We start from the raw sequence: 18,702 nt of genomic DNA, 5'->3' as shown, positions 1-18,702 counted from the left end.
CGCGGCGCCTGGTCAGGGGGCGCCGACCAGGGCGTCCCCTATGTACGAAAAGGGGCGCACGGCGACGATGGCCGCGCACTCCGGAGGTTGGCAAGAATACGGAACGTACAGGCGTCCGACAACGTGCCGCACCGTCGCACCGTTTAACAGCCCCTAGCCCTGCCTAACTGGGGCAAAGGGAACGCTAGCAGATCAATTGGGCACCTCATCCCCGTACTCACCAAACCATCGGGCCAGACGACCCCGCCGACTGACCGCCCGCAATCGCCGTTCCGCCGCGTCCCGTACCCCTGCGGTCGCCACGATCAGCAGACTGTCGCCGGTCTTCAACCGGGTGTCCGGTGCGGGCACGAAGCCGACGCCGTCGCGCAGCACCAGGGTCACCGACGCGCCCAGCGGAAGACGCAGCTCGTCGACGTGCACACCGGCCAGGCGCGAACCCGGTGGCACCTCCACCTGGAGCAGATCCGCTCGCATCCGCTCCAACGGCGCGGTCTCCACATGGATCTCGGCGGCCTCGGCCGGCGCGGTCACCCGCAACCGGCGGGCGAACGGCCCCAGCGTCCCGGTCTGCACCAGCGTGAAGATCACCACCAGTACGAAGACCACGTCGAAGAGCCGCTCCGCGCCCGGCACCCGCTCGGACAGCGGAATGGTGGCCAGCACGATCGGCACCGCCCCGCGCAGCCCGGCCCAGGACAGGAACGCCTGTTCTCGGAGGCCGACCCGGAACGGCAACGCCGACACGGCCACCGACAGCGGCCGGGCCAACAGCACCAGCGCCAGCCCGGCGACCACCGCGGGCAGCACCGCCGCGTCCAGCCGGCCCGGCGAGGCCAGCAACCCGAGTAGCACGAACAAGCCGATCTGGGCGAGCCAGGCCAGCCCGTCCGCGAAACCGAGAATCGCCTGCCGGTGCGACAGTCGGGCATTGCCCAGCAACACCCCTGCCACGTAGACGGCGAGGAAGCCCGAGGCGTGCAGAACCGCCCCCGCGGCGTACGCCAGCACTGTGATGCCCACCGCGGCGATCGGGTAGAGCCCGGCCGAGGGCAGCGCCGCCCGGCGCAGCGCCCAGGTGCCGGCGACGCCAGCGGCCACGCCCACCGCCGCGCCGACGCCCAGCTCGTAACAGACCAGCGCGACCTCGTACCACCACGGGTGCGCGAAGCCCCGGTGGGACAGCAGCACCACCAGCAGCACCACCGGGGCGTCGTTCATCCCCGACTCGGCCTCCAGTGTCGCCACCAGCCGGGGCGGCAGGCGCAGTCGGCGCAGGGTGGCGAAGACGGCCGCCGCGTCGGTGGACGAGAGCACCGCGCCGTAGAGCAGCGCCAACCGCCAGTCCAGCCCCAACAGCAGGTGCACTGCCACGCCGACCACCACGATGCTGACGATCACGCCGACAGTGGAGAGCGCGGAAGCCAGCCCGAGCACCGGGCGCAGTGTCGTCCACCGGGCGGTGAGGCCGCCCTCCGCGATGATCACGATCAGCGCGCAGAAGCCGAGGGTCCGGGTCAGCTCCACGTCGTCGAAACGGATGCCCAACCCGCTCTCGCCGATCGCCACGCCCAGAGCCAGGTAGACCAGGAGGCTGGGCACGCCGAGCCGGGTGGAGAGTCGCACCGCGCCGACAGCGACCAGCAGCACCGCCGCACCGAGCAGCAGCGCGATATCCAACCCGGGCGTCACGGCTGCCTTGCCTGGGCTGTCCTCACTCGGCGGATCCGTCGCGCAGGCGGCGCAGCACCTCGGGCAACCCCGGGCCGGGCCGATCGACGAGGAAGAGCTTGTCCCGGCTGGCCGCGCCGGCTCGCAGGGACACGGTGGCCGGTCGGACGCCCAACGCGCCAGCCAACGCCCGGCGGGCGGCCTCGGTGGCCCGACCGTCGACGGCCGGGTCGTGGACCGCGATCACGAGGGCGGGCCCGTGCGGGCCGTCGAAGCGGCCACCCACCCGGTCCCGGGAGGCGCCGGGCTTCACCCGTACCGCCACTGTGAGCGTGTCCTGAGCGGGCACCGGCGCCGCTTCAGATCGGCCGGGCGTCGGCGAGGAGAGCGGTCGCTGGCGCACAGTGCGCGCACGGAGTGAAGCCGAGTTCCACGGCCTCGGCGACCGGCACCGTCTCGGGCTGCCAGCCGATCAGGTGGGGGCAGCCGTCGAGGTGGTAACGGGGGCGGCCATCGACGACCTCGACGGCGTCCAGCAGACGGGCCACCCGGGCCGCCTCGGCGGCAGTGATCTGCTGGGCGGCCGGCTCGTCGACCGCCGCGACCGCGGGGTCGAACACATCGTCGCTCGATGCCGCGAACGGCGACGCCGGGCTGACCGGCCGGGCCCGCGAGGGGACGTCGTCCGCCGTACCCACGAACGGCGACGCGTCATCGACGTGCGGCGGGTCGACCGGCGACGGCTCATCGACCGGCGGCGTGTGGTCGACCGGCGGCGCGGGTGGTTGCCGCCACCCGGTGCCGCCGGTACCAAACGTCGTGGGCACGTGCTGGACCGGCACTTCCGGCTCGACCAGCGGTGGCCCGTACGCGACACCCGGTGTGGCCTGGCTGGCCGTGCGGGGCGTGTCGGCGTGCCGCCGGTCGGTCCGGCCGGGATCCGCCATGGCGCGGTTGGCGGCTGCCTGGCGGGCGCCCACCACCAACGCCACGGCGGCCAGCAGACTGGCCGCGATGGAGATGACCAACAAGAAGCTGGAACCACCGGCCAGGCCGAGCACCAGTAGCACCACCGCGACGAGGATGAGCACAAGACTTGCGACTATCACGGCTCACCCCCGCCGCGTCGAACCGTCCAGGCCGGGCCGGCGACCGTCACCATTGGCGGACAGCGATCGCCGGCCGGTGCTCAGCGTCCGGCTTCGAGGGCGCCGGAGCGCCCGCCGCCGCCGCCGTACGAACCAGCGAGACCCGCTGCGGCCAGCCCGTTGCCGCCAGCGACCCGGCCGGCTTCGGAGCGGGTCATCTCGGCCTCGAGGCCCTGGCCACGACCGTCGAGGTCACGCAGCTGGCTCTCCAGGTAGGCCTTGAGCCGGGTGCGGTACTCGCGCTCGAACTGCTTGAGCTCCTCGATGTGCTTCTGCAGCGCCGTGCGCTTGGCGTCCAGGCCGCCCATGGCCTCCTGGTGCCGCTGGCGGGCGTCCCGCTCAAGGGCGTCAGCCTTGGCGCGCGCCTCCCGGGTCACCTCCTCGGCCTTGCTGCGAGCCTCGGACAGCAGCTGGTCGGCCTCGCGGCGAGCGTCGGACACGTGGTCGTCGGCGGTGCGCTGGGCCATCATCAGCACGCGCAGGGCCTGCTGCTCACCGTCACCGGTGACGCCGCCGGCCGGACCGCCGGTCGAGCGGACCTGCTCCAGCTCGGCCTGCATCGCGCGGGCAGCCTGCTCGGCCGCCGACTTGTCGCGCTGCACCCGGTCCAGTTGGGCCTTGACATCGTTGAGCTCCGCCGCCAGTCGGGCGTCGCCGCCGGGGCCGGCGGGGGCACCGCCACGGCCGCCGCGCTCCACCTGGGCGCGCAGCTCGTTGTTCTCCTCGATGAGACGGGCGAGCTCGCGCTCGACCTCGTCAAGGAAGGCGTCGACCTCCTCCTCGTCATACCCCCGTTTGCCGATCGGCGGCTTTTTGAAGGCGACGTTGTGGACGTCGGCCGGGGTCAGCGGCATCGAAACTCCTCGGGTCAGTTGCGGCCGCGAAAGCGCGTCGGTCATCAGGCAGATGCCCTGATCGACGGCCCTAACACGAACTCCATCAGCACGAACAGGATAACCAGGAGCACAAGGGAGGCCAGGTCGATGCTCACGGTACCAATTCGCAGCGGAGGGATCACACGCCTCAACGCGTTGAGAGGGGGATCAGTGACGCTCCACACGGATTCCAATCCTGCCGATGCTCCACGCCCCGGTTGCCAGCGTCGACCGTACTGAAGGACGGCGCTCAACACGAACCGGGACAGAAGAAGGAGCAGGAAGACATAAAGGATCAGGTACAACACTTGCAGTAAGATCGACAACACGGTCAGCGACGTCCCTCGGGTCGGGCGGGGTCAACTCAGACTGAAAAAGCCGCCCTCAGCGATCTTGGCTTTGTCCTCTGCGGTGACCTGGACGTTAGCCGGTGAGAGCAGGAACACCCGATTGGTCACGCGCTCGATCGTACCGCGCAGGCCGAACGCCAGTCCGGCGGCGAAGTCCACCAGACGGCGGGCATCGGCCTCATCCATCTCGGTGAGATTGATGATCACCGGGACGCCGTCGCGGAAGTGCTCACCGATGGTGCGCGCCTCCCGGTAGGTGGTGGGGTGCAGCGTGGTGATCTGGTAACGCTGCTCCTCCTCGGGCAGGGCCCGCTCACGCGACGTGACCTGCGGCGCGAGGGCCAGGTTGTCCCGAGTGTGGTAGGTCAACGCACCGGAGGTCTCACCCGCCGACGACCGCGTGATCGACCGGACGCTGGACCGCTCGACCCGCTCCGGCCGCTCACCGTCACCGCGCTCGGACTCGCTCAACCGCCCGCTCGACCGCTCGGAGAGTCGACCCCGCCCAGTGTCGCGCGGCCGGGGAGCCGGTGGCTCCTCGGCGTCGTCCTCGTCGTCGTCGGCGAACTCCTCGGCGTACCGGCTCTGCCGGTAACGCGAGTCGCGGTAGCCACCCTTGTCATAGCCACCGTCGTCGTAGGCCCGCTCGTCGTCTTCTTCGACCAGACCGAGCCAGACCCCCGCCTTGCGCAGTGCACCCATCCCGCGCCCTTCCGTCCGCCGTGCGGCACGCGCCCCCGTGCCATGTCGCCCGTCGCGAGTGGACAACCATGCCCATCGGACCGGAACGGCAATCCCCCAGCGCGCGATTCGCGTCGCGCGCCACGACCCCCGACTAGGAGACGCCCGCCCCTGAAACAACACTGATGTAATTTGCTTGTCTCGCGGTCAGGCTACCGCAGCGTGGGACGCATTCCGAGCAACGCGCTACCGACGCGGACATGTGTCGCGCCGTAACGGATCGCGATTTCGAAATCTCCGCTCATACCGGCGGACAACGCGGTGGCTCCCGGATGGACAGCCCGAAACGCGTCGGCAACCTCCGCGAGCCGGGCGAAGGCACGCTCCGGCTCCCACCCCAGTGGAGCGACAGCCATGAGGCCGACCAGACGCATCCCCGTCGCGTCGGCCACCGCCTCGGCCACCGGCTCCAGACCGGCTGCCGGATCCGCCGAGCCGGGCAGGGCTCCGCCCCGGGCCGCGTCGCCGTCGATGCTCACCTGAACCAAAGCGTCGAGCGGCTCCTGCCGGTCGACGGTCGCGGTGGCCAACGCCCGGGCCAGCCGGACACTGTCGACGGAGTGCACCACGTCGGCGTAGCGAACCACCGAGCGGGCCTTGTTGCGCTGCAACTGGCCGATGAAGTGCCAGCGGGGACTCACCCCGGCGGCAGCCACCTCGGCGGCCTTACCGGCCGCCTCCTGGTCGCGGTTCTCCCCCATGTCGGTCACCCCGAGCCCGGCCAGCGCCAACACGTCGCTGGCCGGGTAGGTCTTCGTCACCGCGATCATCGTGACCTCGGCGCGGTCCCGGCCGGCCTGCGCGCAGGCGTCATCGACCCGGGACCGAACCTGGGCCAGACCGGCCGCGAGTTCGGCCTGCCGATCTGGTCGTACAGTGGCTGAGCTGTCGGTCATCGGCGGTGCTCAGGACCCGTTCTTGAGGAAGTCGGGAACGTCCACATCGTCGAAGAGCACGCGACGCGGCGACTGGGCCGGAGCCGGGTTGGTGGCCGGCGCCGGCGTCGGAGTGCTCTGCGGTGCCGGCTGGTTGGTGTTGGTCTTGCGGGTCGGCTCGGCCGCCTTGTACGCGGGCGTGCCGCCGTCGAAGCCCGCAGCAATGACCGTCACCCGCACCTCGTCACCGAGCGCGTCGTCGATGACCGCGCCGAAGATGATGTTGGCGTCCGGGTGGGCCGCGTCGGTGACCAGCTGGGCGGCATCGTTGATCTCGAACAGGCCCAGGTCGGAGCCGCCGGCGATGGAGAGCAGCACGCCCCGCGCGCCGTCCATGCTCTGCTCCAGCAGCGGGCTGGAGATGGCCGCCTCGGCAGCCTCGACCGCGCGGTTCTCGCCGCGGGCGCTGCCGATGCCCATCAACGCGCTGCCGGCGCCGCTCATCACGCTCTTGACGTCGGCGAAGTCCAGGTTGATCAGACCCGGGGTGGTGATCAGGTCGGTGATGCCCTGCACACCCGAGAGCAGCACCTGGTCGGCAGTGCGGAACGCGTCCATCATGCTGATGTTGCGGTCGCCCAGGGCCAGCAGCCGGTCGTTCGGGATGACGATGAGCGTGTCGCACTGGTTGCGGAGCTCGTCTATCCCCGTCTCGGCCTGCACCTGGCGGCGCTTGCCCTCGAAGGAGAACGGCCGGGTCACCACACCGATGGTCAGCGCACCGAGCTTGCGGGCGATGTTGGCCACCACCGGCGCGCCGCCGGTGCCGGTGCCGCCGCCCTCGCCGCAGGTCACGAAGACCATGTCGGCGCCCTTGAGCACCTCTTCGATCTCGTCGCGGTGGTCCTCGGCGGCGTTCTTCCCGACGTCCGGGTTGGCCCCGGCCCCCAGGCCACGGGTCAGTTCCCGGCCGACGTCGAGCTTGACGTCGGCGTCGCTCATCAGCAGCGCCTGCGCATCGGTGTTGATCGCGATGAACTCGACGCCCTTGAGCCCAACCTCGATCATCCGGTTGACGGCGTTGACGCCGCCACCCCCGATGCCGACGACCTTGATGACCGCCAGGTAGTTGTGCGGAGGTGTCATCTCCGGTCCTTTCCTTCGAGATTGGCTTCGGCCGACCGGTTACGGCGTGGCCAGACCAGCGGCCGACGACAGCTGTCACCAACGAGGATCAGGGGTGAACCCTAACCCTCTACTAGAGGCTTACAGTTATGTCAACCACTGAAGCTCTTCGAGGCAACGTAAGCGCCACCGCGCGATGAGCCAAGGACCCGGGCGGCGTGTCGCCGCGCGGAGCGCCACGGGTCACGTCCGCGCACGCTCACTGGTCAACGAAAGGTCACCACATCCGGCGCGCTCACGTCGATCCGGTCGGTGTCCTCGTCGAGCAGCGCGGTGGCCACCCGAGCCTTGTCCGTACCCCGGGTCGCGTCGCCCCAGACCACCGTCCGGTCCCCCCGTAGCCGCAGGCTGATCCGGGCCAGCCCCGCCACGTTCACGTCCACCAACTCCGCGCGCAGCTGCGGCGTCAGCGCGACGAGCACCTCCAGCGCGGCCCGGGTGCCCGGGTCGTCGGCGGCCGGCCGGGCCACAGTCACCTGTGGCAGGTCGGCGGGGCGTCGCTCCACCGTCCGGAACGCCACTCCGCTCCGGTCGATCAGGGCGAACGCCTCGCCCTGCGGCACCACCGCCACCGCGCTCCGCTCGGTCACCCGCACCACCAGCGCGCCGGGCCAGTCCCGGGAGACCGTGGCCCGCTCCACCGCCGGCAGCGCGCCGACCCGACGGGCGGCGGCGGCCAGGTCCACCCGGGCCAGCGGCACACCGTCCGGCACCCCGACCGCGTCGTGCACCTGCACCGGAGTGACCAGGTCGGCACCCTCCACGCGGACCTCGCGCACACCGAACAGCCCGGTGCCGAGCACCGTCCACGCGATCAGCCCGGCCAGGGCGAGCACCCCGGCGGCCACCGCCCACGGCAGCGCCGCACGCATGCGACGCTGCCGGGCACGGGCCATGAACCGGCGGGTCGAGGGCGGTACCGCGTCGCGGCCCGCCCGGACGAGCTGCCACCGCCGGGCCGGACCGCGGCGAGGGGCGCCACCGTCGGCGGCGCTGGTCCGCCCTCGGGCCGGGCCGGGACTCATCCGGCCGTGGGCGCCGAGCCGCCGGGCACGGCGGTGCCACCGAGAGCAGCGCCGTCGCCACCGGAGGTGGCGCCACCCGGCACCGGGTCACCGATCGCCGGTGTGGTGGCCACCGGGTCGACGGTCGCGCCCGGTGCCGAGCCGGCCGCACGCTCACCAAGGGCGGCCAGCAGCTCGTCGCCCATCAGCGAGATGGGCGGGGCGCCCATGGTCACCACCACGTCCCCCGCGCGGGCGCGACGGGCCACCTCGACCGGGGCCTGCTCCCACGACTCCACGAAGACCTTGCGGTCGGCGGGCAGATCCACCGCCGCGATCAGCGCCGCCGAGCCCTCGCCGGGCTGACGCAACTCACCGGGCCCGAAGACCTCCAGGAGCACCACCTCGTCGGCGATGGCCAGCGCCTCGGCGATCTCGGCCTGGTTGTCGCGGGTGCGGTACAGCCGGTACGGCTGGAAGACGACGATCAGCCGACCGTCCCCGGCGACCTCGCGCAACGTCTGGTTGGCGAGGGTCATCGAGGTCGGGTGGTAGGCGTACTCGTCGTAGACCAGCACGCCGTCCGCGACACCCTTGCGCTCGAAGCGCCGTCGCACCCCGGGAAAGACCGCCAGCGCGGCCTCCGCCGCCTCCAGCGGCAGTTCCAGCAGGTACGCGGCCAGCACCGCGGCGGCGCTGTTCAGCCCCATGTGCCGTCCCGGCACCGGCAGCCGGAACTCGCCCAGCGACCGGCCGTCGATCGCGGCCAGGTAGCGCACCCCCCGTGCGGAGGAGACCATCTCGGTCAACCGCAGGTCGGCGTCGGCGGCCTCGCCGTAGGTGAACACCCGTCGTCCCGCGGAGCGCAGGCTCTCGGCCAACCGCCGACCGCCCGGATCATCGGCGCAGGTGATGATGAACCCGTCCGGGTCGGTGAGGCGGGCGAACTCCACGAACGCCGCCTCCAGCGTCGCGTAGTCGCCGTAGGTGTTCAGGTGGTCCGCCTCGACGTTCGTGATGATCGAGACGTACGGGCGGTAGATGAGGAACGAGCGGTCGCTCTCGTCCGCCTCGACCACGAAGTGCTCGCCGGTGCCGTGGTGGGCACCCGAGCCGACCTCGGAGATCTCCCCGCCGATCACGAAGGACGGGTCCACACCGGCCTGCTGGAGCACCATCGTCACCATCGAGGTGGTGGTGGTCTTGCCGTGTGTGCCGGCGACGGCCACCGCCCGACGGCCGGTCATCGCCGCGGCGAGCGCCTCCGAGCGGTGCAGCACCCGCAGGCCGCGCCGACGCGCCTCGACCAGCTCCAGGTGGTCCTGGGGAATGGCCGAGGAGTAGACGACGGTGTCGACGCCGTCGAGGTTGGTCACCTCGTGGCTGAGGTGGATGGTGCCGCCGAGCGCCCGCAGGCCGGCCAGCGAAGGCCACTCCCGCAGGTCGCTGCCGGAGACCCGGATGCCCCGGGTGAGCAGCAGCCGGGCCACGCCGAGCATGCCCACCCCACCCACTCCGATCAGGTGCACGGCGCCCAGGTCCTCGGCGGTGAGCGTGCCGGCCGGGGTGAACTGCGCGGTCATCGGGCCACCGCCGCCAGCACGAAGGAACGCAGCGCCTCGTCACCGTCGCGCCGGCCGTACGACCCGGCGGCGGCACCCATGTTGTAGAGCCGCTGCGGGTCCCGGATGAGCGGGATCACGGTGCGCTCCAGCCAGTCCGGGGTGAGTTCCCCGTCGTCGACCAGCAGCCCACCGCCGGCCTCCACAACGGGCAGGGCGTTGCGCCGCTGCTCCTGGTTGCTGTGCGGGTACGGCACGTAGATCGTGGGCAGCCCGATAGCGGCCACCTCGGCGACGGTCATCGCCCCGCCCCGGGCCAGCATCAGGTCGGCGGCGGCGTAGCCCAGCTCCATCTCGGACAGGTACGGCAACGTCACGTACGGCACCGGCAGGTCGGTGGGGATCGGCACCGGCTCGTTGCGGGCGCCCATCACGTGCAGCACCTGCACGCCGTTGCGGGCCAGCTCCTTGGCCGCTCCGGAGACCGCCAGGTTGATCGAGCGGGCGCCGGACGAGCCGCCGGACACGAAGAGCACCGGCAGGTCCGGACGGAGCCCGAAGTGGGCGCGGGCGGCATTGCGCAGCGCGTACCGGTCCAGACCCGCGATGGCGCGGCGCAGCGGCACACCGACGACTGTGGCGTCCCGCAGCGACTCGGCCTGGCTCGGCTGGTTCGGAAAGCCGACGGCCACGTTCTTTGTGAACTTCATGCCCAGCTTGTTGGCCACGCCCGGTGGCACGTTCACCTCGTGGATCACCATGGGCAGCTCGCGGCGCCACGCGGCCAGGTAGGCCGGCACCGAGACGTACCCGCCGAAACCGACGACCACCTCGGCGCGCACCTCGTCGATCACCTTGCCCGCGGCGCGCGCCGCGGTCCACATCCGGCCCGGGGTACGGACCAGGTTCATGTTGACCGACCGGGGCAGCTGGTACGCCGGGATCTGCCGCAGGTCGTAGCCCTGGGGCGGGATCAGGTCGTTCTCCATGCCGCGGGGTGTGCCGAGGCAGGTGATCCGGACGCCAGGGTCGTGTCGGCGCAGGCAGTCGGCGAAGGCGAGCAGCGGGTAGACGTGCCCCCCGGTGCCACCTCCCGCGAGCACCACCGAACGCAGCGGACCCATCAGCGTCTCCTCTCGCTCGCCGTACCCTTGCGGCTGCGGTCCTGTCGGACCCCGCGCGGCGCGGCCTGATCGTCATGGCGCCGCTCGCGGGACCGGGGCACGGACCCTCGGCCAGCGGGCGGCGTCGCCGGTCGGCGACGCCGGCCGGGAAGCGGCGGCAACGGGGCCCAGAGTAGTCGGACCCACCGGGCCGGCGGACGGGCATGCAGTGCTCTGGCCGCATCGGGTTCGGCGCGGGCGAAGGACGCCAGCATGCCGATGCCGGCCAACGTCACCACCAGGGCACTTCCGCCGTCGGAGATGAACGGCAGCGGCAGACCGGTGATCGGCAACAGTCCCACCACACCACCGATGTTGATCACGGCTTGACTGACCAGCCAGGTCGTCACGGCGGTGGCGGCGAGCCGGCGGAACGGGTCGTCGACCCGCCGGGCGATCCGGAAACCGGTGTACGCGATGACCGCGAACAGGGTGAGCACCACGACGCACCCGATCACGCCCAGCTCCTCGGCGATGATCGCGAAGATGAAGTCGTTGTGTGCCTCGGGCAGCCAGTCCCACTTCAGGCTGCCCTTGCCCAGCCCGACGCCGAACCAGCCACCGTGCTCGATGGCCAGCCGACCCTGGTAGAACTGAAGGCAGTCGCCGAGTTTGCAGGTCTCCGGGTCCGGCGGATTGAAGAACATGGCCAGCCGGGCGAAGCGGTAGTTGTCCTCGCCACGCTCGCCGGAGCCGGCGCCCAGTGAGGCCACCGCGACGAGCAGCCCGATCCCGACCAGGCCGGCCGCCGCCAGGGCGCCGAAGACCCGCATCCGCACGCCGGCGGCCCAGAGCAGGCCCACGACCAGGGCCAGCAGACAGAGCATGGTGCCGGTGTCGTTGTAGCCGACCAGGACGAAGAGCAGGCCGACCACCGGGAAGAGCGGGGTGGCCAGCTCGCGCCACCAGCCCAACGCGGCGCCCTTGCGGGCGACCAGGTGGGCACCCCAGAGCACCATCGCGAACTTGGCCAACTCGGATGGCTGTAGCTGGATCCCGCCGACGAACAGCCAGTTCAGTCGCGCCTCGATCGGGCCGATCCGCCCTGAATCCTGGTCGGTCAGCCGGGCGTAGGCGAGCAGCAGGTTGAGCAGGAGCAGCAACCCGATCGAGGTGAACAGCAACGGCCGGCCCAGCGACCGGTAGGTGCTGGCCGGCAGACGCTGGCAGACCCAGAACGCGCCGATGCCGATCATCGCGAAGATGGCCTGCTTGGTCACCGAGGCCGAGGCGTTGCCGTCCTCGGCGTAGTCCTTCACGCTGGTCGCCGAGAAGACCATGGTCAGCCCGATCAGCAAGAGCAGGCCGGCGCAGGACAGCAGCAGGTAGTACGAGGTCAGTGGCCGGTCCAGCAGGCCGCGCAGCGCGGCGAGCCCGCCGGCCGCGTCGATGCCCCGCGGCGGGGTCGTCGCCACGGCCTCCGGCTCGCGTCCCGCCGGCCCGGGCTCCCGCGCCCCCGGCCCGGATTCGCGGGCCGCCGCGCCAGGCTCCGGGCCGCGCGCCCCGGTGGCCGACGGTGTACGCCCCGACGCGCCCGGCGACCGACGCGCCCGCCCGCCTGCCCTGCCCTCAGTGCCGATGTCCTCCCCCACCCCGACATCATCACCGCTGAACACGCCCCACCGCCCCACAACGCGCCACCGGGCGTGTCGAAGCCGCCCCCACGCCGCCCTCCCGGGTCGATCTTGCACTTTCTGTGCTGGCAAAACACCCACGAAAGGACGTTCCGCCCTCCGAAAGTGCAAGATCGACGGATGAGGGTGGGGCGCGGGACGCGGCCCGGCGGATCAGGTCATGTTGGCGAGGAACTCGCTGTAGAACAGGCCCAGGGCGATGGCCACGCCGATGCCGGCGATGATCCAGAAACGCACCACGATGTTGACCTCGCTCCAGCCGGCCAGCTCGAAGTGGTGCTGGAGCGGAGACATTCGGAACACCCGTTTACCTGTGGTCTTGAAGGAGATGATCTGGATCACCACGGACATCGTGATGATCACGAAGAGCCCGCCGATGATCGGCAGCAGCAGGATGGTGCGGGTGGACATCGCCATGCCGGCGATCAGACCGCCCAGCCCCAGCGCCCCGGTGTCGCCCATGAAGATCCGCGCCGGGGAGGTGTTCCACCAGAGGAAGCCCACACAGGCCCCGGCGGCGGCCCCGGCGATCAACGCGATCTCCAACGGGTCGCGGACCTCGTAGCAGTACGGCTGGGTGTAGTTCGGGTCGGCGCACCAGTGCCGGTACTGCCAGAACGCGATGAGCGCGTACGCGGCGAGGACCATGACCGACGCGCCGGTGGCCAGACCGTCCAGGCCGTCGGTGAGGTTGACGCCGTTCGTCGCGGCCATCACCACGAAGATGAAGATGATCACCGCGCCGACCTTGCTGACCTCCAGGAAGTCGATGTCCCGGATGAAGCTCAGCGTGGTGCTGCCCACCGTCTCGGTGTTGGTCGCCAGCCCCGAGCCGTTCGTCATCGTGCTCGGGAACCACAGCGCGATCACCCCGAAGACCGCACCGACCAGGATCTGGCCGAGCAACTTGCCGCGCTTGTTCAGCCCGGCGCTGTTGCGCTTGCGCACCTTGAGGAAGTCGTCGAGGAAGCCCACAGCGCCGGAGAAGACCATCAGCCCCAGCAGCACCAGCGCGGTGATGGTCGGCTCCACCTGGGCGATCTGCTGGTCCGGCAGCGTGGTCAGGGCGAGGTGCCCGGCCACGTACGCGATCACCGTGGCCAGGATGAAGACCACGCCACCCATCGTGGGCGTGCCCTTCTTGCCCTGGTGCATGGCGGGGCCATCGGACCGGATCGGCTGACCGGCCTTGAGCCGGGTGAACACCTTGATCGCGATCGGGGTGCAGAAGAGCGAGACGAGGAACGCCACCCCGATGGCGACGATGACCGCCCTCATCGGGTCGACTCCCCACCGGCGTCGGCGCGCAGGGCGTCGGCCACCTCCCAGGTGCGGTACCGGGAGCCCTTGACCAGGACGACGTCACCCGGTCGTAGCTCGCTCCGCAGCACCTCGACGGCCGCCGCCTGATCGGTGAGCAGCACCGACTCTCCTCCCCAGTTCGCTACAGCTGTCGCGCCTTCGTGGATCGGCGCGGCCGGCTCACCCACCACGAGCAGCCGGTCGACACCCAGCTCGGCCGCGAGTTGGCCGACCTCGGCGTGGCCGTCGTACTCGAACGGGCCCAGCTCGGCCATGTAACCAAGCACCGCGACGGTACGCCGCCCCTGGCCCATGCTGGCGAGCGCCCGCACCGCTACCGACATCGAGGCCGGGTTGGCGTTGTACGAGTCGTCGATCACGGTCACCCCGTCGGGGCGGTCGAAGACGTCCATCCGTCGGGTCGAGACCAGCCCCAGCTCGCCGAGGGCCGTGGCCAGCTCGGTCAGCGGCATGCCCAGTTCCCGGGCGACCGCCGCCGCCGCGAGGGTGTTGCCGACCTGGTGGCGGCCGGCCAGCCGGAGCCGCACCGGCGCGCGTCCCTCCGGGGTGACCAACGTGTACGACGGGTGCCCCCGCTCGTCGAGCGTGACGTCCTCGGCGCGCACGTCGGCGTCGGACGCCTCCCCGTAGCGGACCACCCGGGCCTGCGTGCGGCTCGCCATCGCGTCCACCCGGGGGTCGTCGGCGTTCAGCACCGCCAGCCCGTCCGGTGGCAGCGCCTCCACCAGCTCGCCCTTGGCCAGGGCGATGGCGTCCTGCGAGCCGAACTCGCCGATGTGCGAGGTGCCGACGTTGAGCACCACGGAGATCCGGGGCGGCACCAGCTCGCACAGGTACCGCACGTGCCCGACTCCGCGCGCGCCCTTCTCCATCACCAGGTAGCGGGTGTCCGGGTCGGCCTGCAGCGCGGTGTACGGGTGCCCCAGCTCGTTGTTGAACGAGCCGGGTGGCGCCACTGTGGCCCCGAGTCGGGTGGTGAGCTGCCCGATCAGGTCCTTCGTGGTGGTCTTGCCCGACGAGCCGGTCACGCCGATCACTGTCAGCCCGGGCAGCCGGTCCACAGCGGCGCGGGCCAGCCGGCCCATCGCGGTCAGCGCGTCGTCGACCAGCACCATCGGCACCCCGGGCACCTCGCGGCTGCCGAGCACCGCCACCGCGCCGGCCTGGATCGCCGTCGCCGCGTAGTCGTGCCCGTCGACCTTCTCGCCCGGGAAGGCCACGAAGAGTGAACCGGGCCCCACCTTGCGCGAGTCGAACTCCACCGATCCGGTGACGGTGGCGGCCGGGTCGGCGGCCACCAGCCGCCCGTCGACCGCCGCGGCCACCTCGGCCAGGCTCAGCGTGATCACCGCTGACCCGCCAGGTCCCCGAAGCGGGCCCGCAGCGCCTCGGCCAACTCGATGCTGTCGTCGAACGGAAGCACCTGGCCCGCCACCTCCTGGCCGCGCTCGTGGCCCTTGCCGAGCAGCGCGATCACGTCGCCCGGCTCGGCCAGCCGCACCGCCTCGTCGATCGCGGCGCGGCGGCCCGCCACCTCGATGATCCGAGCGGCAGTGCCGGCCCGGTACGCCCCGGCGAGCACCTCGGCGCGGATCTCCCCCGGCTCCTCGGTGCGCGGGTTGTCGTCGGTCACCAGCACCACGTCGGCTCCCTCCGCCGCGGCGGCGCCCATCACCGGCCGCTTGCCCCGGTCCCGGTCCCCACCGGCGCCGATCACACAGATCAGCCGGCCGGCGCTCAACTCGCGCAGCGCAGCCAGCGCGGCCACTATCGCGTCCGACTTGTGCGCGTAGTCGACCACCCCGCGCACCGGCGCGGCCACGTCGACCAGCTCCAGCCGGCCCGGAACACCCCCGCAGGCGGCCACACCGGTCGCCGCGGTCACCGGGTCCACCCCGGCGCCCACCAGTGCGGCGATGGCCAGCAGCGCGTTGGCCACGTTGTGCCGGCCGGGCAGCGCGACACCGGCGGACACTGCCACACCGTCCGGGCCGTGCGCGGTGAACCGCTGCGCGTACCCCTCACCGTCAACACCGTCGGCCCACCAGGTCGCGCCCTGCTCACCGGCCGCCGAGTAGGTGACAGTGGTCGGCTTGAGCAGCGGCTTCAACGCCGGGTCGTCGTGGTTGAGCACCTCGACAGCACAGCGCCCGTCGAAGAGCTGGGCCTTCGCGGCGAAGTAGTCGTCGCTGTCGGCGTGGAAGTCCAGGTGGTCGGAGCCGAAGTTGGTGTAACCGCCGACGGCGAACCGCACACCGCCCACCCGGCCCATGGCCAGCGCGTGGCTGGAGACCTCCATGACCACGGCGGTGACCCCACGCTCGCGGGCGGTGGCCAACATGGCGTGCAGGTCGGTCGCCTCGGGGGTGGTGCGGACACTGTCGATCACCAGATCACCGAGCCGGGTCTCCACCGTCCCGACCAGCCCGGTGGTGTGCCCGGCGGCCCGCAGCCCCGACTCGATCAGGTACGCGGTGGACGTCTTGCCCGCGGTGCCGGTCACCCCGATCACTGTGAGGTCGCCGGTCGGGTCGCCGTACACGGCCGAGGCCAGCTCGCCGAGCACGGCGCGCGGGTCGGGCACCACCAGGGCGGGCAGACCCGTTCCCGCCGCCAACTCCGCACCGGCACTGTCGGTCAGCAACGCCACGGCACCCGCCTCGACGGCACCGGCGGCGAACTCCGCACCGTGCCGACGGGCACCGGGCAGCGCCGCGTACAGGTCGCCGGGGCGAACCTCCTGGCTGGCGTGGGTGACCCCGGAGACGACCACCGCGGCGGCGTCCGCCGGAAGGTCGACGGCGAGCCGGACGGCGAGATCACCGAGCCGGACTCCGGTCACGGTACGTGGACGTGGATTGCCGGGCACGGCGTCAGACCCTACCCGGTCGTCCGGTTCCGGCCGCACAGCCGCCCCGGTGGTTCGTCGGCACTCACCGATGATGTCCCGCCGTTGCTGCTCAGCGCGGATAGACCACGAACTTGGGCGCGGATCCGCCGGTGGAGGGCGGCACCCGGTAGTGACGCAGAGTGAACTGCATCATGTCGCGGAACGCCGGATTGGCGATCGCCGCGCCCCCACCGTTGGGCGCGTAGACGAAGACGGCGATCACGTATCGGGGGTTCTCGGCGGGGGCCATCCCGATGAACGAGGACACCTCACCGGGCTGCTTCTTGCCGTTCACCAACCGCCACCCGGTGCCGGTCTTGCCGGCGACCCGGTATCCGGGAACCGCGGCGGTGGTGCCGGTGGCATGGTCGACGGTGGTGACCGCCTCCAGCATGGTGCGCAGCGCCGCGGCGTTCTGCGGGCTGAGCACCGACCGGGTCGCCGGGGCCGGCGCGGGGGTGCGCTTGCCGTCCGAGCCGATCACCTCCTTGACCAGGTGCGGCTGCACGTACGTGCCGTTGTTGGCGATGGCGGCGTACGCGGCGGCCATCTGCAACGGGGTGGCGTCGACGCTGTGCCCGATCGGCACCGACCCGTGCGACGACCCGCTCCACTCGTCGGCCGGCAGCAGTCGGCCGCTGGCCTCCCCGGGCATCCCCTCGCCGGTGGGCTTACCCAGCCCGAACCGCTTCTGGTAGTCGATCAGCCGGTCCCGGCCGAGCCGCTCGGCGATGGTGATGGTGCCGACGTTCGACGAGTAGGCGAGCATCCCGGGCACGCTCATCCGCTTGCCGTCGGCCGGGTGCGTGTCGGAGAACCAGGTGTCGCCCATCTTGATGCTGTTGGCGATGGGCAGCGTGGTGTCCGGCGTGATCACCCCCTCCTGCAACGCCGCGCCGTAGGTGATCGCCTTGTGCACGGAGCCGGGGTCGACCACGAAGCTGGTCGCGGCGTCCTCCCGGGCGACCGGGTCGCTGGGCGTCGGCTTCGCCGCGCTGTAGGTGGGGTTGCTGGCCTGGGCCAGCACCGCGCCGGAGGGAATCTCGATGATCACGGCCGCGCCGGTGCCGCCCGGCGCCTGGGCCATGCCCGCGCTGAGGATCTGCTGCGTCCGGAACTGCAGGTCGCGATTGAGGGTGAGGGCGAGCGAGCTGCCCGGTTTGGCGAGCGTGGTGCGGCTGTAGCCGCCCGGGATCGGTGCGCCGAGGTCGCCGAGGCCGGCCTCGTACACCCGCTTGCCGTCCTGACCGGCGAGCACGTCGTCGTAGCGGGCCTCCAGCCCCTCCAACCCGACCATGTCCTGGCTGGTGAAGCCGATCAGGTTGGCCGCCAGGTCACCGCCGGGCACCTCACGGCGCTCGTCGCGGTGCACCCCGATGCCGAGGAGGTCCAGCGCCTGCACCCGCTTGGCGGTGGAGATCTCGACCCCCCGCGCCAGGTACACGAACCGGGACGTCTTGCCGTCCTCCAGCTTGCGGGGCTTCATCAGCTCGACGAGCTTCGACACCGGGATGCCGAGCAGCGGGGAGAGCGCCTTGGCGACGGCGGCTGAGTCCTTCACCTCGGTCGGGTCGGCGTACACGTACCGCGCCTCGACACTGCGGGCCAGCGGCGCGCCGGTGCTGTCGTAGATCGCGCCCCGCGGCGCCGGCAGCTCGACAGTGCGGAGGCGGTCGCTGATGCCACCCCCGGCGTACGCCGGAGCGTCGACCGTCTGGAGGAAGATCAGCCGGATCCCGATGGTGGCGAAGAGCGTCAGGGCGAGAACGGTGCCCAGCCGCAGCCGCAGCCGCGAGTCGGCCAGCTTCGGCGGGCGTCGTGGCTTGCGGGACGGCCGGCGGGCCGCCGGTCGGTCGGTGCGCCGCGGCGCGCGTGGCGTGGTCCGGCGACGCGGCGGCGGCTCGTCCCCACCCGGGCCACGGGGGGTACGCGGCGCGACGGTGCGCACCACACCACCGCGGCCGGCGGCCGGAGCGTCGCGCCGGCCGGCCCGGGCGGCGGCCCGGCCGCCGTCGAGCACCTGCAACGCCGGCCGGAACGGGTCACCGGACCGGGTGCTGCGCGGAGTACGTCGCTGCTCGGCGCCCTGACCGCGCGCCGGCGTGCCACGCTCCTCGCGCACGGTCCGACCCCTCGGGGTGTACGCCCGGGCGCCGGAGATGCCCCCGATACCCGGCTCGCCGGTGCGCGGCTCGCCATCGGCTGGCCCGGCATCACGTGCAGAACCGCGCCGGGACCCCGTAGGGTCCCGGCGCGGCTCGTCCGACCTTGGTGGCACCGG

At 72.0% G+C, this 18,702-nt stretch carries 16 protein-coding genes; all 16 read right to left on the bottom strand.

From position 1 onward, the window contains the following. Window positions 1–192: 192 nt before the first annotated feature. The 16 genes from NIE79_RS20865 to NIE79_RS20790 all read right to left on the bottom strand — a co-directional run bounded on the left by NIE79_RS20865 (window position 193) and on the right by NIE79_RS20790 (window position 18,699). On the bottom strand, window positions 193–1,692 hold the full coding sequence (locus NIE79_RS20865; protein ID WP_238680149.1) for a potassium/proton antiporter: 1,500 nt from the start codon (window positions 1,690–1,692) through the stop codon (window positions 193–195). 22 nt (window positions 1,693–1,714) lie between these two features. After that, window positions 1,715–2,020, bottom strand: coding sequence for a DUF167 domain-containing protein (locus NIE79_RS20860; RefSeq protein WP_238680148.1), 306 nt, complete (start codon window positions 2,018–2,020; stop codon window positions 1,715–1,717). A gap of 10 nt (window positions 2,021–2,030) precedes the next feature. Next, window positions 2,031–2,780: a hypothetical protein gene (locus NIE79_RS20855; protein ID WP_238680147.1), complete on the bottom strand. Its 750-nt coding sequence runs from the start codon at window positions 2,778–2,780 to the stop codon at window positions 2,031–2,033. An 80-nt stretch (window positions 2,781–2,860) separates the two neighbouring features. Continuing rightward, entirely contained in the window at window positions 2,861–3,673 is an 813-nt protein-coding gene (locus NIE79_RS20850) for a DivIVA domain-containing protein (protein WP_238680146.1), read from the bottom strand. A gap of 44 nt (window positions 3,674–3,717) precedes the next feature. Further along, window positions 3,718–4,023 (bottom strand): YggT family protein, encoded by a 306-nt coding sequence (locus tag NIE79_RS20845; protein ID WP_030334503.1) that lies wholly within the window; start codon window positions 4,021–4,023, stop codon window positions 3,718–3,720. Window positions 4,024–4,053: 30 nt separating this feature from the next. After that, window positions 4,054–4,746 (bottom strand): cell division protein SepF, encoded by a 693-nt coding sequence (locus NIE79_RS20840; RefSeq protein WP_238680145.1) that lies wholly within the window; start codon window positions 4,744–4,746, stop codon window positions 4,054–4,056. Window positions 4,747–4,937: 191 nt separating this feature from the next. Continuing rightward, window positions 4,938–5,681, bottom strand: a complete 744-nt coding sequence (locus tag NIE79_RS20835) for a YggS family pyridoxal phosphate-dependent enzyme (protein ID WP_238680144.1) — start codon at window positions 5,679–5,681, stop codon at window positions 4,938–4,940. Between the two features lie 9 nt (window positions 5,682–5,690). Next, entirely contained in the window at window positions 5,691–6,806 is a 1,116-nt protein-coding gene (gene ftsZ / locus NIE79_RS20830; protein WP_238680143.1) for a cell division protein FtsZ, read from the bottom strand. Window positions 6,807–7,051: 245 nt separating this feature from the next. Then, window positions 7,052–7,870, bottom strand: a complete 819-nt coding sequence (locus tag NIE79_RS20825; RefSeq protein ID WP_238680142.1) for a cell division protein FtsQ/DivIB — start codon at window positions 7,868–7,870, stop codon at window positions 7,052–7,054. After that, entirely contained in the window at window positions 7,867–9,432 is a 1,566-nt protein-coding gene (murC, locus tag NIE79_RS20820) for a UDP-N-acetylmuramate--L-alanine ligase (RefSeq protein WP_238680141.1), read from the bottom strand. Before murC ends, NIE79_RS20825 begins: the two co-directional genes overlap by 4 nt. Beyond that, a complete protein-coding gene (gene murG, locus NIE79_RS20815) occupies window positions 9,429–10,535 on the bottom strand; it encodes an undecaprenyldiphospho-muramoylpentapeptide beta-N-acetylglucosaminyltransferase (protein WP_238680140.1) in 1,107 nt (368 codons plus the stop codon). The genes murC and murG overlap by 4 nt, the downstream gene beginning before the upstream one ends. Then, complete coding sequence (locus NIE79_RS20810; protein WP_238680139.1) at window positions 10,535–11,989, bottom strand: FtsW/RodA/SpoVE family cell cycle protein; 1,455 nt, start codon at window positions 11,987–11,989, stop codon at window positions 10,535–10,537. Before NIE79_RS20810 ends, murG begins: the two co-directional genes overlap by 1 nt. A gap of 372 nt (window positions 11,990–12,361) precedes the next feature. Continuing rightward, complete coding sequence (mraY, locus tag NIE79_RS20805) at window positions 12,362–13,486, bottom strand: phospho-N-acetylmuramoyl-pentapeptide-transferase (protein WP_030334519.1); 1,125 nt, start codon at window positions 13,484–13,486, stop codon at window positions 12,362–12,364. Then, window positions 13,483–14,880, bottom strand: coding sequence for a UDP-N-acetylmuramoyl-tripeptide--D-alanyl-D-alanine ligase (locus NIE79_RS20800; RefSeq protein WP_238680138.1), 1,398 nt, complete (start codon window positions 14,878–14,880; stop codon window positions 13,483–13,485). Before NIE79_RS20800 ends, mraY begins: the two co-directional genes overlap by 4 nt. Beyond that, entirely contained in the window at window positions 14,877–16,439 is a 1,563-nt protein-coding gene (locus tag NIE79_RS20795; RefSeq protein ID WP_238680137.1) for a UDP-N-acetylmuramoyl-L-alanyl-D-glutamate--2,6-diaminopimelate ligase, read from the bottom strand. The genes NIE79_RS20800 and NIE79_RS20795 overlap by 4 nt, the downstream gene beginning before the upstream one ends. A 52-nt stretch (window positions 16,440–16,491) precedes the next feature. After that, window positions 16,492–18,699: a peptidoglycan D,D-transpeptidase FtsI family protein gene (locus NIE79_RS20790; RefSeq protein WP_238680136.1), complete on the bottom strand. Its 2,208-nt coding sequence runs from the start codon at window positions 18,697–18,699 to the stop codon at window positions 16,492–16,494. Window positions 18,700–18,702 lie beyond the last annotated feature (3 nt).

Origin of the sequence: Micromonospora trifolii, assembly GCF_022229005.1 — a bacterium.
In the GTDB taxonomy this organism is placed as follows: domain Bacteria; phylum Actinomycetota; class Actinomycetes; order Mycobacteriales; family Micromonosporaceae; genus Micromonospora; species Micromonospora trifolii.
The sequence above is the reverse complement of the archived record's forward strand: the minus strand, read 5'-3'. Positions and strand labels throughout refer to the sequence as shown.